The organism is Qipengyuania sp. BR81-2 (assembly GCF_055693895.1).
In genome coordinates this window covers 154,846-167,716 of sequence record NZ_CM146344.1, presented here as the reverse complement: position 1 = coordinate 167,716, position 12,871 = coordinate 154,846, and the positions used below count along the sequence as shown (strand labels likewise).

The 12,871-nt window shown below is 62.6% G+C and carries 13 protein-coding genes; 6 read left to right on the top strand and 7 right to left on the bottom strand.

The genetic code is table 11. The features are described 5' to 3' along the window. Positions 1–50 precede the first annotated feature (50 nt). A complete protein-coding gene (rpsD, locus tag ACZ1G8_RS00840; protein WP_221428211.1) occupies positions 51–665 on the bottom strand; it encodes a 30S ribosomal protein S4 in 615 nt (204 codons plus the stop codon). Positions 666–1,037: 372 nt separating this feature from the next. Here rpsD and ACZ1G8_RS00835 point away from each other — a divergent pair, with 372 nt between their 5' ends. Further along, positions 1,038–1,508, top strand: coding sequence for an outer membrane protein (locus tag ACZ1G8_RS00835; protein WP_472679972.1), 471 nt, complete (start codon positions 1,038–1,040; stop codon positions 1,506–1,508). A 66-nt stretch (positions 1,509–1,574) separates the two neighbouring features. Here ACZ1G8_RS00835 and ACZ1G8_RS00830 read toward each other — a convergent pair whose 3' ends face one another. Genes ACZ1G8_RS00830 through purB form a run of 5 tightly spaced genes read right to left on the bottom strand, consistent with a single transcriptional unit; the run spans position 1,575 to position 5,132 of the window. Then, the gene (locus ACZ1G8_RS00830) at positions 1,575–2,216 is read right to left on the bottom strand and encodes a phosphoribosylanthranilate isomerase (RefSeq protein WP_472679971.1); all 642 of its coding nucleotides are present in this window, start codon (positions 2,214–2,216) and stop codon (positions 1,575–1,577) included. 11 nt (positions 2,217–2,227) lie between these two features. Then, positions 2,228–2,737, bottom strand: coding sequence for a GNAT family N-acetyltransferase (locus ACZ1G8_RS00825; protein ID WP_472679970.1), 510 nt, complete (start codon positions 2,735–2,737; stop codon positions 2,228–2,230). Further along, the gene (pyrF, locus tag ACZ1G8_RS00820) at positions 2,734–3,408 is read right to left on the bottom strand and encodes an orotidine-5'-phosphate decarboxylase (RefSeq protein WP_472679969.1); all 675 of its coding nucleotides are present in this window, start codon (positions 3,406–3,408) and stop codon (positions 2,734–2,736) included. The genes ACZ1G8_RS00825 and pyrF overlap by 4 nt, the downstream gene beginning before the upstream one ends. Further along, positions 3,405–3,764, bottom strand: coding sequence for a hypothetical protein (locus tag ACZ1G8_RS00815; RefSeq protein WP_472679968.1), 360 nt, complete (start codon positions 3,762–3,764; stop codon positions 3,405–3,407). Before ACZ1G8_RS00815 ends, pyrF begins: the two co-directional genes overlap by 4 nt. 57 nt (positions 3,765–3,821) lie before the next feature. Then, positions 3,822–5,132, bottom strand: a complete 1,311-nt coding sequence (gene purB, locus ACZ1G8_RS00810; RefSeq protein ID WP_472679967.1) for an adenylosuccinate lyase — start codon at positions 5,130–5,132, stop codon at positions 3,822–3,824. Between the two features lie 406 nt (positions 5,133–5,538). Between purB and ACZ1G8_RS00805 the strand changes: the two genes are divergently transcribed. From ACZ1G8_RS00805 to ACZ1G8_RS00795, 3 genes are read left to right on the top strand one after another with little or no spacing between them, the layout of a single operon-like run. Continuing rightward, positions 5,539–6,399, top strand: coding sequence for a UbiA family prenyltransferase (locus ACZ1G8_RS00805; RefSeq protein ID WP_472679966.1), 861 nt, complete (start codon positions 5,539–5,541; stop codon positions 6,397–6,399). 42 nt (positions 6,400–6,441) lie between these two features. Then, positions 6,442–7,764, top strand: coding sequence for a hypothetical protein (locus tag ACZ1G8_RS00800; RefSeq protein ID WP_472679965.1), 1,323 nt, complete (start codon positions 6,442–6,444; stop codon positions 7,762–7,764). Further along, positions 7,761–8,876: an acyltransferase gene (locus ACZ1G8_RS00795; RefSeq protein WP_472679964.1), complete on the top strand. Its 1,116-nt coding sequence runs from the start codon at positions 7,761–7,763 to the stop codon at positions 8,874–8,876. Before ACZ1G8_RS00800 ends, ACZ1G8_RS00795 begins: the two co-directional genes overlap by 4 nt. A gap of 10 nt (positions 8,877–8,886) precedes the next feature. Here the strand turns inward: ACZ1G8_RS00795 and radC are convergent, their stop codons facing one another. Next, positions 8,887–9,564: a RadC family protein gene (radC, locus tag ACZ1G8_RS00790; protein WP_472679963.1), complete on the bottom strand. Its 678-nt coding sequence runs from the start codon at positions 9,562–9,564 to the stop codon at positions 8,887–8,889. 93 nt (positions 9,565–9,657) lie between these two features. On the opposite strand from radC, the gene ACZ1G8_RS00785 reads away from it, so the two are divergent. After that, positions 9,658–10,605, top strand: a complete 948-nt coding sequence (locus tag ACZ1G8_RS00785; protein WP_472679962.1) for an intermembrane phospholipid transport protein YdbH family protein — start codon at positions 9,658–9,660, stop codon at positions 10,603–10,605. Beyond that, complete coding sequence (locus ACZ1G8_RS00780; protein WP_472681277.1) at positions 10,574–12,868, top strand: intermembrane phospholipid transport protein YdbH family protein; 2,295 nt, start codon at positions 10,574–10,576, stop codon at positions 12,866–12,868. Before ACZ1G8_RS00785 ends, ACZ1G8_RS00780 begins: the two co-directional genes overlap by 32 nt. The last annotated feature ends 3 nt before the right edge of the window (positions 12,869–12,871 follow it).

The following is a 12,871-nucleotide window of genomic DNA, read 5'->3' as shown; positions in this document are numbered from 1 at the left end:
AAAAGGGCGGCCCCGAAGGACCGCCCTTTCATGTTCGGTTTCCCGATCTCTTAGCGCGAGTAGAACTCGACCACGAGGTTCGGTTCCATGGTGACCGGATAGGGCACTTCGTCGAGCTTCGGCACGCGAGTGAAGGTCACCTTGTCGTTGCCGTCGGGAGCGACGTAGTCGGGAATTTCACGCTCGGGCAGGCTCTGGGCTTCGATGACGAGAGCCATTTCCTTGGCCTTGCTGCCGAGGCTGACGACGTCGCCGACGCGGACACGTGCCGATGCGATGTTGGTCTTCACGCCGTTCAGGTAGATGTGGCCGTGGCTCACGATCTGGCGGGCAGCGAAGATGGTCGGTGCGAACTTGGCGCGGTAGACGACCATGTCGAGACGCTGCTCGAGCAGGCCGATCAGGTTCTGACCGGTGTCGCCCTTCATCTTCGAAGCTTCGGTGTAGGTGCGCTTGAACTGCTTCTCGGTAACGTCGCCGTAGTAGCCCTTGAGCTTCTGCTTGGCGCGGAGCTGCAGACCGAAGTCGCTCATCTTGCCCTTGCGGCGCTGACCGTGCTGGCCCGGGCCGTAGGAACGCTTGTTGACCGGCGAATTCGGACGACCCCAGATGTTTTCGCCCATCCGGCGGTCGAGTTTGTACTTGGCGCTCTTGCGCTTCGACATAAGTCTTTCCTTCAATTTGCTGAGCCACCCCATCGGCGGCCATCCAACCCGGCATCGCACCGCCGATTTCCGAGGAATTCGACGCGGCCACCGCTTCACCGGGGTGCGGGGCCAATTAGCGAAGCGCGCGAATAGCAGGATATTGCACTGCGTCAAGCGGAGTCGGCCAAGCGATCCGGTGAGCTTGGAAGTTTCCTTTCTGTGGCATGTAACAAATGACATGCTCAAGGCGCAAAAAATCGCGTATTGGCAACAGGTTAGTCCAGTGTGGTTCACCTGATGTTACAATCGGTTGAACCAATCAGGGAGGGCGGCAATGGGCCGCGCCCCCGCCGATGCGGGAGCAAAAAACCAAAAAGGGAAATACTGATTATGCGTAAGCTCGCACTCCTCGCCGCAGTGGCAGCCGCTGCTGTCGCCACCCCGGCAGCAGCCGAAGATGAAGGCGGCGAAGTCCGCGCCGAAGTACGCGGCGGTGTGATCTGGGTCGAAGATTTCAGCGAAGCCACCCTCGGCGCAGCTGTCGGCTACGACTTCGATCTCGGCGAGACCGCTTTCGCCGGCGTCGAGCTGTCGGGCGACAAGATCCTCGTCGACGGCGCGGAAGTCCTCATTGGCACGACCGCACGCCTCGGCCTCAAGGTCGGTGAAGACGGCAAGCTCTTTGCAACCGGTGGTTACAACTTCACGCTGACCGACGATGGCGGCGACGCATGGCACCTTGGTGCCGGCTACCACCACAATCTGGGTGACAGCCTCTACCTCGGTGCGGAATACCGTCACTACTTCGACGATTTCGTCGACGCAGACGCACTGAACGCAGTTGTCGGCCTGACCTTCTAAGGTCTGGAGCAAAGCGATTGCGAGGGGCGGGCCGCAAATGCGGTACCGCCCCTTTTTCTTTACGCGTCAGGCCTTCCGGACCGCCGCGCAGAAGGCCGCTATGGCATCGGGATCCTTCTCGCCCGGGCCGGTTTCGACGCCCGAAGAGGTGTCGACCAGCGGCGCTCCCGTCCGCTCGATGGCGTCGGCGACATTGGCAGGAGTAAGCCCACCGGCGAGCCCCCAGGGCATGCCGGCATCGAGGCCGGACAGCAGCGTCCAGTCGAACCGCAGGCCCATGCCGCCGGGAAGTACGGCGTCCTTCGGGGTCTTCGCATCGAAGAGCATGAAGTCGACGGCCCCACGATACTCGGCACTTCTGGCGATATCGGCCGAGGTTGCGACCGGGATAACTTTCCAGACGGGAATTCCGAAGCGTTGCTTGAGCTCGGCAGCGCGGGCGGGAGTTTCTTCACCATGGAGCTGGATTGCGTCGAGCTGGCCCGCCTCGACCGCCGCACCGATCAACACGTCATCGGCATTCACGAAGACGCCGACCTTGGCGACACGCGAGCCGGCGCGGGCGGCGAGCGCCGAGAGGTCCTGCAGGGATACGTGGCGCGGGCTCGGCGGGTAGAAGTTGAAGCCTACGAACTCGGCTCGCGCGTCAATGACCGCGTCGAGCGTTTCGGGCGTCGATATGCCGCAGATCTTGATTTTGCTCATCATGCAGCTGCCATCTATGAAGCCGTGAGGCTCTTTTCCAGCACCACGAACTCGAGCGGCGGATCGCGAGGGACGGGAAAGGGGCGTCTTTCGCCCGTGTCCGCATAGGCGCGCCGCTTATACCGTTCGATGAGCGAGCTGCGCTGCGAGATGACGGTCATTTCCATGGCGCCGAGCCCGATATCCCGTGCGCTGCCTTCCGCAGCAGCCAGCAGGCCGCTGCCGAAACCGCCCGACTGCAGCGTTGGCAACACGCAGAGCATGCCGAGGTAGCCGAGCCTGTCGTCCTTTCGCGTCACGGCAACACAGCCGATGATCGCTCCTGCATCGCTGCGGGCAATTGTGAAGGTAACTTTCGGGTCGGCCAGTACCCGCTCGATGTCTTCAATCGAGGTCCGCTCGTCGTCGAGGATGTCGGCTTCGTGATTCCAGCCCTGACGTGCACTGTCGCCGCGATAGGCGCTCTCGATCAGGTCCTTGAATTCGCGGGCATCTGTAGGAGACGCCGTCCCGAATGCCGTCAAAGCGTCGCCTCGATAGCGCGGGCGGCCTGTGCAGGGTCTTCCGCGCGGCTGATTGGTCGGCCGATCACAAGTACGCTGGCGCCGTCATCGCGGGCCTGGCGGGGAGTGACGACGCGCTTCTGGTCGCCCGTAGTGCTGCCTTCGGGGCGTAGGCCGGGGACGACGAAGAAGCCGTCCTTCCACTGGTCGTGCACTGCCTTGATTTCGTGGCCCGAGCACACGACGCCGTCGAGGCCGGACGTATGCGCGAGGTCGGCCAACCGCATGACGTGATCGTGCGGCGTACCGCCGACGCCCATCGACTTGAGATCGCGCTCGTCGAGGCTGGTCAGCATGGTGACCGCGACGACCTTGGTGTTCTCTCCAGCGGCGGCCTTCGCGTCTTCCATCATCGCGCGCCCTCCGCTTGCATGGATCGTGACGATGGCCGGTTCGAGCACGTGGATTGCCTGCATGGCCCCGGCAACCGTGTTCGGAATGTCGTGGAGCTTCAGGTCGAGGAAGATGGGCAGTCCTAGCTGCGAGACCATGTGCACGCCGTGTGCGCCGTGAGCGTTGAAGAACTCAAGACCCAGCTTGATGCCGCCGACATGCTGCTTGACCTTCTCGGCAAGCGCTACCGCATCGTCCAGCCGCGGGACGTCGAGAGCAAGGAAGATGGGATTGCTCATGACTTCGGCGCGGGTTCCGGATCGACCGGGTTTGCAGGTTCTGCGGGCACGGCCTGCTTGGGTGGGTAGGGGCGCGCCGCCGTGGTATCGGCGTCTGGCTTGGGCGAAGCCATTTTCTGCGTCGCAGTCTCGAGCGCCGTAATCCGGCGGCTCTGGCGCCAGCGTACACCGCGGTGGTATATCCACATCGGCAGCAGGCCGAGAATGAAGGATACGATCACGAGCGCCGGAACGCGCGTGTCCCACACGATGCCGGGCCAGATGCGCACGTCGATCTGGCGGTCCCAATTGCCGAAGGAGAAGGCGAGTACGCCCACCAGCAGCAGGATCCACAGGACCGTTCTTACGATTTGCATTGGCACACAGCTCCCGTCTTCTGTTTGCGCGATGCTAGGCGGCGAAAAGCCTTGCGTCTAGCCGAACACGCGCTCGAAGATCGTGTCCACCTGCTTGAAGTGGTAATCGAGGTCGAAGCGTTCCTCGAGCTGTTCGTTCGTCAGCGCGGCGGTCACTTCCTCGTCCTGCTTCAGCAGGTCGAGCAGCATGAGTTTGCCGTCCGATTCCCACACCTTCATCGCGTTGCGCTGCACGAGGCGATAGGCATCCTCGCGGCTCACGCCGTTCTGGGTGAGGGCGAGCAGGACGCGCTGCGAGTGGATGAGGCCGCCCATGCGGTCCATGTTCGCCTGCATGCGCTCGGGGTATACGAGCAGCTTGTCGACGACGCCGGTAAGGCGGGCGAGGGCGAAATCGAGCGTGATCGTCGCATCCGGACCGATGAAGCGCTCGACCGAGGAGTGCGAAATGTCGCGCTCGTGCCACAGCGCGACGTTTTCCAGCGCGGGCATGGCATAGGCGCGGATCATGCGCGCCTGGCCGGTGAGGTTCTCGGTGAGGATCGGGTTGCGCTTGTGCGGCATCGCGCTCGAACCCTTCTGGCCCTTGGAGAAGAACTCTTCCGCTTCGAGCACTTCGGTGCGCTGGAGATGGCGGACTTCGACGGCAACGCGCTCGATCGAGCCTGCGATCACGGCGAGCGTTGCGAAATACATCGCGTGGCGGTCGCGCGGGATGACCTGTGTCGAGACCGGTTCGGGCTTCAGGCCCAGCTTTTCGGCGACATATTCCTCCACGCTCGGGTCGATATTGGCGAAGGTGCCTACCGCGCCCGAGATCGCACAGGTCGCGATTTCCTCGCGCGCAGCGATCAGGCGGGTCTTGCAGCGGTCGAATTCGGCATAGGCCTGCGCGAGCTTCAGACCGAAGGTCACTGGTTCTGCGTGGATACCGTGGCTGCGGCCGATGGTTGGCGTGTACTTGTGCTCTTCAGCACGGCGCTTGATCGCGGCGAGCAGGTCGTCGAGGTCTTCGAGCAGAAGGTCGGTCGAGCGGGCGAGCTGGACGGCCAGCGTCGTGTCGAGCACGTCCGAGCTGGTCATGCCCTGGTGCATGAAGCGCGCTTCCTCGCCGACGTTTTCTGCCACCCAGGTTAGGAAGGCGATGACGTCGTGCTTGGTCACTGCTTCAATCGCGTCGATGGCCTCGACGTCGATTTTCGGGTTCGTGGCCCACCAGTCCCACAGCGCCTTGGCGGCGCTCTTCGGGACAACGCCCAACTCGCCCAGTTTCTCGGTCGCATGCGCCTCGATTTCGAACCAGATGCGATACTTCGCTTCCGGCTCCCAGATCGCGGTCATTGCGGGGCGGGCGTAGCGGGGGACCATGTGAGACTCCGGACTGGAATTGGGCGTGAGGGAATTGCCTGCGCCGCTAGAGCGGTAGTGGTCGCAATTCAAGTGCGGGCGCAATTGAGGGCCGGGGAAGGATCAACCCTACTCGAAAGAGGGTCCCGTAATGGTCAGTTCCAGCTTTAAGGGTAATTTATACTGGATTTTGTGCGGCGTAAGCTTCGCTGGAAGGTCGGCTTCGTGAGGGGAGTGAGCTGGCCGCAGGCGGGGAGCTCCGGCAAGTGGCAACTACCGATTTCGAAAATGGCGCTCCCGCTGCCTCATCCTCGCGTCCATCCGGAGGGCCGGGATGACGAGCAATTCGGATTCGGGTGTGAGGAGAGAGATGGCGCGCGAACGACCCGCGGCGGCGACCTCGCTTGCGGGCTCGATCATATCGGCCATGAGGCTGCACCAATGGTCCAAGAACTTCCTGATCTTCGTTCCGCTGATCATTTCGCACGAGTTTGATCTCGCCGACATTCGCGACGCAGCAATCGCGTTCTTTTCCTTCAGTCTCGTCGCCTCGGCCACATACATCTTCAACGACATCCTCGACCGCGAGGTCGACGAACTGCACGAGACGAAGCGGCTCCGGCCCTTCGCGAGCGGTGACTTGCAGCCATCGACCGGCTGGTTCGTGATTGTGCCGCTTCTCCTGTTTGGGGCAGGGCTCGCCGCACTATTGCCCATCGCTTTCGGCATGGTGCTGGCTGCGTACGTCCTTGTGTCGATCGCCTATACCCTACGCCTCAAGCGGATGCTCGGTCTCGATATCGTCGTCATCGCATGTCTTTACGTGCTGCGCGTCATAGCTGGCGACGAAGCGATAGGCGCGCAGTTCGAGGGGCTCGATTCCTCCGACTGGATCCTCGCGTTCTCGTGCCTGCTGTTCCTCTCGCTGGCTACGGTAAAGCGCTGTTCAGAGCTCGCTCGCCTCGGAAACGGGCCGCAGCAGAGATTACTGGGGCGCTCCTATACAGTCGGCGACTATCCGGTAATGCTGGCAATCGCGGCTGCCGCGGGATTGAGCTCTATGGCCATCCTGATGCGTTTCATCGGATCGCCTGACGTCACGCAGAACTTCAGCCAGCCCCGCATCTTGTGGGTGATCGTTCCGCTGCTGATCTTCTGGCTGATCCGTATGTTGCTGCTGGCGAACCGCGGCAAGATCCACACCGATCCGGTCGTTTATACGTTGCGCGACCCGATGAGCCAGTTGTGCGGTGTCGGCGTGTTCCTCGTGTCCTTGCTGGCCTGGTAGCCGCGCTTGGCGGGCGACCAACCAACTTCGGGTGAGGGAGGCATGGCCTTCCTCTTGCGGCGGGATTTTTCCGCCATTGAACGCCGTGACATTATTCTGGCACTCGCGCTTGGCATGGTCGTGATGGCGGTATCGGTCTTTCGGATCGAGGTCAGCCGCGACGCAATCACGGTCAACAATTGCGTGCTTGGCGCCGACACCGTGTCGATCTGGCGCTATCTCGAAGAAGGGAATTTCCTCGGCCTCAGGGTGCACAAGCACGCGCTGGCGGTGGTAATGATTGCGATCTTGGCGCAGCCCCTCATCTGGCTGGGCATTTCGCAGGCTCTTGCCGCCACTCTTGCGCTATCGCTTGTCCAGGCTTGCGCGGCGGTGCTGGCCTTCGCCTACTTCCGCAGGGCGGGTAACGCCAAGGCGGTTGCGGCGGGCCTGACCCTCCTCGTGCTCTCCACGCTGGGAGTTGCGACGCATTTCGGCATGGCCGAGAGCTATGGCGTCACGCTCCTTGCGATTTGCATTGCCTGCCTACTGCTGCCGATTGCTGCCGAGAAGGCGCGGGCGAATTCCCTCATCAGCGCCAGCGTTGCCGGTGTCGTCGGTGCCGGACTCGCTCTCGCAAACGCACCGGCAGCGGCTTTCCTCCTCGTGTATTTCGCATGCCTTCTCAGGAAGGCAGAGGTGGTCGCCGATCTCCGCAAATTTGCCCTCTGCATTATTGTGCCTCTCGCCCTTGTCCTACTCGCCGTCGTAGCGCCGGCAGTGGCGGCAGAGGGCGAAGACGGGCTCCTTTGGCACGGAGACTACCTGGAGCGCTTCGCAAGCTTCTCCCATTTCACCGACCCGCAGGTTCTCGCCGACTTCCTCGCCACGAGTTTCGTGTTTTCCTTTGTCGCACCTTACGAGTTCCTGCGCTGCAGGTTCATCTTTGCCGACCTCGTACAGTTCGGAGCACGTCCGCTCCATCTTGCAGCCTATCTGGCTATGGCTTCGCTGCTTGTCGCCTCGCTGGTACGGGCGATACGTTCGAGCGAACGCACGGAAACTTTCGCCCTGCTTGCCGCAGCCAGCGCGATCTTGCTCTTCTACCTCTACTTCAATCCCGACGAGGCGCTGCTTTACAGTCCGCAGTGGCTCATCGCACTGTTCTTCGCAGCCGCACCCGGCGTTCCGCGCATCGCGATTTGGGTCTGGCTAGCAGCGATACTGGGCCTTCTCGTCAACGTCCCGACCCTGCACCACGAGAAAACCTCAGATCCGGATGTCTGTTGTCCCCACCCTCCCGGATCGATGATGGAACGCGAATTGCCGAGCGTCCTGATCAGGGAAGGCTCGCGGCACAATACGAGAGGGGGCGCGCAGCAATGAACGTGGAGACACCGCTCAAAGAACGGAATGCGTCGGACGCTCCTAAGTCGCCGCCGCCTTACCTCGACTATCTCGACCTGTTCCGGGGCGTAGCGATCCTGTTCGTGGTCATGATCCACTCGGGCAATGCGGTCCTGCTGCGCGGTGTATCGGGACTCGAGGTGGGATTCTCCCCTGTGCGCACGCTGGTGCATATCGTGTCGCACGATGCGACAGTCTATTTCGCACTGATCAGCGGGATACTTTACGCTTACCGGCTACACCGCAAGCCGCATGGTAGTTTCCTGCGCTCGCGCGTGGAGTTCGTCTGGATTCCCTTTGCGCTGGTGAGCACGGGGCTGACCCTGCTTTTCCTCACGCAAGATTACCTGCGGACCGGAGTAGTGCCCTCGGTCAGTAGTGCGCTCGGCGAGATCGCATTCAATGTCCTCATGGGGGAGGCGTGGAACACGCTCTGGTACATCCCGGTCATCATGATCCTCTACGTGATCAGCCCCGTGCTGCTCAGGATCGTGACACAGAAATCCCTTTTCGCGCTCGCCCTCGTGCTGATGATCCTGCCGCTCTTCATCTCGCGGACCGATACCGAGGTGACCCCGGCGATGGTGACATTTTTTGGCGGCGTATACGTAGTCGGTCTCGTAATAGGCCGTGATCCCAACGCCAGCGTCGAGTTCTTCTCGCGGCGGAAATACGAGGTTGCGGCGCTGGCCTTGCTTGCAGCTGCGGCAATCATCTTCATCGACATCACTGGGGTGGGCCAGTTCGGCCCGATGATACCTCGCGAAAGCGCCTTCTACATTTTGCGGCTTTCACTCGCGGCCCTTATGCTGGTTGCGCTGATGAAGACCAGCGCGAGCATGTCGCAAACCACCAAGAGCTTCCTCACGAAGGTGGCGACTTATTCCTTCGGGATATACTTCCTGCATGGACCACTGCTGCGCCCGATCGCCAAGCTGGTCGGTCAGCTCGTGCCTGAAAGCAATCCGGCCTGGGCGCTGCTCCTCGCTGTGATAGCCGCCTTCCTGATCGCGCTGGCGGTTTCCTATCTGGTGGTTGCGGTCATCAAGCTGGTGACCGGATCATACTCCAAATACGCAATCGGCAGCTAAGCGGGCGAACCTAGATCAACCCCTTGGCGCGCAGCGAGACATGCTTGCCGCGCCCCACGATGACATGGTCGTGCACGGTGATGCCCAACAGGCGGCCTGCTTCGGCGATCCGGTTCGTGATCTGGATGTCGGCCCGGCTGGGCTCGGGATCGCCGCTGGGATGGTTGTGGACGAGGATCAGCGCGCTCGCGCCCTTGTCGAACGCGCGGCGGATGACTTCGCGCGGGTGGATTGCCGCTTCGTCGATCGAGCCTTCTGCCGCGAGGTGATCGTCGATTAGCCGGTTGCGCGTGTCGAGATAGAGCACCCGCACGCGCTCGTGCTTCAAATGCCCCATGTCGATAGCGAGATAATCGAGCAGCGATTGCCAGCTGCCGAGAACGGGCTGCTTTTCGACCTCACCGCGTGCCATCCGTCGGGCGGCGAGGGCGACTGCATGGAGCGCCGCCGCGCTTGCCTCTCCCATTCCCTTGACCTGCGCGAGAGCGCCGGGCTCCGCGCCGAGCACTGCAGAAAACGATCCGAAACGATCGATCAGCCGCTTGGCGAGCGGCTTCGTATCGCCCTGCCTGATCGCCGAAAACAGGAGGAATTCCAGTAGCTCGTAGTCGGCGAGCGCTTCGGTGCCGCCCTTCAGCAGCCGCTGGCGCAAGCGTTCGCGGTGCCCCGTGCCGGCGTGCCCCGGCACCTTTTTTGCGACCTCCGGCAACCCATAATCCCCCAAGCCGTTTCAATACCTTGCATTGCCTTCCACTGGCGATGGGCGCAAGTGTGAGGTTCGATGGAAGGGTCCGACGATCAGTTTGCTCAGCCTCACCGGCCGCGCTGGCGCAAGAAGCGCTGGGCGATCCCCGGGCTGTCGATCCTCGTCCTGCTGGCAGTCGGCCTGACGGCATGGGCGAGCCGCGAAAGCATTGTCGACGACCTGATCCGCGAGGAACTCGCCGGCTACGATATTCCGGCGAGTTACGACCTGCAGCGTGTGGGCGGGCGCACACAGATCATCTCGAATCTCGTTCTCGGCGATCCCGAAGCGCCCGATTTCACTGCCGAGAGGGTCATCGTCAGCCTTCGTTATCGCCTTGGCCTGCCACAGATTTCAGCGGTAACTCTCGAGCAGCCGCGCCTCTACGGCACACTCGTCGACGGTGAATTGAGCTTCGGTTCGCTCGACCCGCTGGTCTTCGGCGAAAGTGATGCGGCTCCGGGCCTTCCCGACTTCTACCTGAAACTTGTGGATGGCAGGGGCCTTGTCGAAAGCGATTACGGCCCGATCGGCCTCAAGGTGGAAGGCGAGGGACCTTTGTCCGACGGTTTCGCGGGCATTCTCGCGGCGAGCGCTCCGCAGCTGACATTTGGAGATTGTCGCGCGGAAGCGGCGACCCTGTTCGGAAAGATCGAGACAGATGACGGTGAGCCATCGTTCTCCGGTCCTCTGCGCGCCACGGAAATGGCCTGTCCAGACAGCGAGACGAGCCTTTCCGGGCTTGTTGCGGAGGTCGATGCGGCCATCGATGCTGCACTGACCAACCCTTCCTTCACCGCACGCATCGAGATCGGACAGTGCGCGCTACGGGTCAGTGGCCGCGCAGTCGCTTGCAGGAACGGTCCGGGCACAACTCCGCGACGGAGACGCGACCGCCCGCTACAGCTTTGCGCTTCGCGGAGCAGAGAGCCCGCAAGCGCTCGCCGCGGTCATCACTGCCGAAGGCGTTCTGCGCGCTCGTGACGGTTTTGCGCGCCTCGAAATCGAGAGCGATGTCGAAGGGAATGGCTTGCGGCTCGGCAGCGCGTCGATCGGCACAATCCAATCGCTCGCGGCATCGGGCGAGGGCACCTTGGTGGAGCCAATCGCCCGCCGCATCGGGTCGGCGCTGCAGGCCGAAACGCGGGGCAGCTCGCTCGGTGCACGCATCACCTATCGTTCTGATGAAGGCGGATCGCTCATCCTGCTTCCCGAAGCGGAGCTCGTCGGAGGAAGCGGCGCGCGCCTCCTCTCGCTCTCGCGCTTCGAGATCAGCACTTTGGCCGACGAGCCCACGCGTCTGTCCGGCAATATTGCCACCGGCGGGCCGGGCATTCCGCGCATCAGCGGACGCATGGAGCGCAGTGGCGGAGACGATGCGGTCTTCCGCTTCTCCATGGCACCTTATGAAGCGGGCGGATCACGCATTGCGATCCCGGGAATTACTATCGCCCAAGCCGATAGCGGCGCGTTGGGCTTCGCCGGAGAGATCGAAGCGAGCGGGCCGCTTCCCGGCGGAGCGGTCGATGGGTTGTCCATGCCCGTTAAAGGCCGGTGGGAACCCGGCGGAGAGCTTGCCCTGTGGCGCGAATGCACGCGCGTGGGCTTCCGCAGGCTTGCACTTGCGTCGCTCAACCTTGCCGGACCCGGGCTGACAATATGTCCCTCGGGAGGTTCGCCGATCTTTCGCTACGGGGAGGCAGGCCTGCGTTTCGCGGCCGAAACCGGCCCGCTCAACCTGCAAGGCTCGCTAGGAGACACGCCGCTCGCGCTCGAAACGGATACACTCACCATGAGCTATCCAGGAGAGCTGGTCGCAAACGAAGTGGACATCACGCTTGGCACCGTTGGCGATGCGAGCCGCTTCGCTTTTGCGCGGATAGATGCAGAGTTCGGCGACACGATTTCCGGGAAGTTCGAGGGCGGCGCGGCTTCGCTTGCTGCCGTGCCGATGGACCTCACCGAGATTGCCGGCGAATTCTCCTTTGCCGATGGCAGGCTCGCAGTCGGCGATGGGGCTTTCCGGCTGACCGATCGCGAGGAGCCGGACCGTTTCGAGCCGCTGGTCGGGCGCAATGCGAGCCTGACGCTCGTCGACAATGTGATCGATGCCGAGGCTGCACTGCGCAACCCGGCAAGCGACCGCATCGTCACGCTCGCGGACATCCGGCACAACCTCGAGACCGGCGCCGGCTATGCAAATCTCGACATCGAAGGCCTTCGATTCGACGAGGCATTGCAGCCCGAAGACGTCAGCCAGCTCGCCCTCGGCGTGATCGCCAATGCCGATGGCGTGATTACGGGCAGCGGCAGGATCGACTGGTCGAGCGATGGCGAAGTTACCAGCACCGGCGCATTCTCGTCCGAGAATATCGATTTTGCGGCGGCATTCGGTCCGGTGAGGGGCGCGAGCGGTACAATCGAGTTCACCGACCTGCTGAACCTCACCACGGCTCCGAACCAGACGCTCAAGGTCGCCTCGGTCAATCCGGGGATCGAGGTCCTCGATGGCGAGGTTTCCTTCGAACTGCGCGATGGCGAACTGTTGAGCGTTGCGGGCGGCAGCTGGCCCTTCATGGGCGGGCGGTTGATCCTGCGCGAAGTCGACCTCAACCTCGGCGTCAGCGAGGAGCGGCGCTATATCTTCGAGATCGTCGGCCTCGATGCGGGCCAGTTCGTGGCGCAGATGGAGCTGGAGAATATCTCGGCGACCGGAACCTTCGACGGTACGGTGCCGATCGTCTTCGATGCGGAGGGCAACGGCTTCATTGAGGAGGGCATCCTCCTGTCGCGCCCGCCGGGCGGCAATATTTCCTATGTCGGCGAGCTGACCTACGAAGACCTCTCGGCCATCGCCAATTTCGCTTTCGATGCGCTGCGCAGCCTCGACTACAGCCAGATGCGCATCATCATGGACGGCCCGCTTACGGGCGAGATCGTCACGCGGGTGCGTTTCGACGGCGTGCGCCAGGGCGAGGGTGCCGAAACGAACTTCATCACCCGCCAGATTGCCGACCTGCCGATCCAGTTCCGCATCAATATCCGCGCACAGTTCTACCAGCTGCTCACCTCGCTCAAGGCGATGTACGACCCGGCTTCAGTGCGCGATCCGCGTGAGCTCGGACTGCTCGACGACGACGGTACGCGGCTCAGGAGATCCATCACGGGCGAGGAAGCGGAGCCCGATATCGATCCGGAAGACGTGATTCCGGATGAACCCACTATTCAGGACCAGGAAAGCGAGTGAGGC

What these genes read in the sequence shown, in the direction of transcription:
- ACZ1G8_RS00785 (WP_472679962.1), top strand. Translation starts at nt 9,658, where the DNA reads ATGGAAGGGTCCGACGATCAGTTTGCTCAGCCTCACCGGCCGCGCTGG.
- ACZ1G8_RS00800 (WP_472679965.1), top strand. Translation starts at nt 6,442, where the DNA reads ATGGCCTTCCTCTTGCGGCGGGATTTTTCCGCCATTGAACGCCGTGAC.
- ACZ1G8_RS00815 (WP_472679968.1), bottom strand. Translation starts at nt 3,764, where the DNA reads ATGCAAATCGTAAGAACGGTCCTGTGGATCCTGCTGCTGGTGGGCGTA.
- ACZ1G8_RS00795 (WP_472679964.1), top strand. Translation starts at nt 7,761, where the DNA reads ATGAACGTGGAGACACCGCTCAAAGAACGGAATGCGTCGGACGCTCCT.
- pyrF (WP_472679969.1), bottom strand. Translation starts at nt 3,408, where the DNA reads ATGAGCAATCCCATCTTCCTTGCTCTCGACGTCCCGCGGCTGGACGAT.
- ACZ1G8_RS00805 (WP_472679966.1), top strand. Translation starts at nt 5,539, where the DNA reads ATGAGGCTGCACCAATGGTCCAAGAACTTCCTGATCTTCGTTCCGCTG.
- ACZ1G8_RS00830 (WP_472679971.1), bottom strand. Translation starts at nt 2,216, where the DNA reads ATGATGAGCAAAATCAAGATCTGCGGCATATCGACGCCCGAAACGCTC.
- rpsD (WP_221428211.1), bottom strand. Translation starts at nt 665, where the DNA reads ATGTCGAAGCGCAAGAGCGCCAAGTACAAACTCGACCGCCGGATGGGC.
- ACZ1G8_RS00835 (WP_472679972.1), top strand. Translation starts at nt 1,038, where the DNA reads ATGCGTAAGCTCGCACTCCTCGCCGCAGTGGCAGCCGCTGCTGTCGCC.
- purB (WP_472679967.1), bottom strand. Translation starts at nt 5,132, where the DNA reads ATGGTCCCCCGCTACGCCCGCCCCGCAATGACCGCGATCTGGGAGCCG.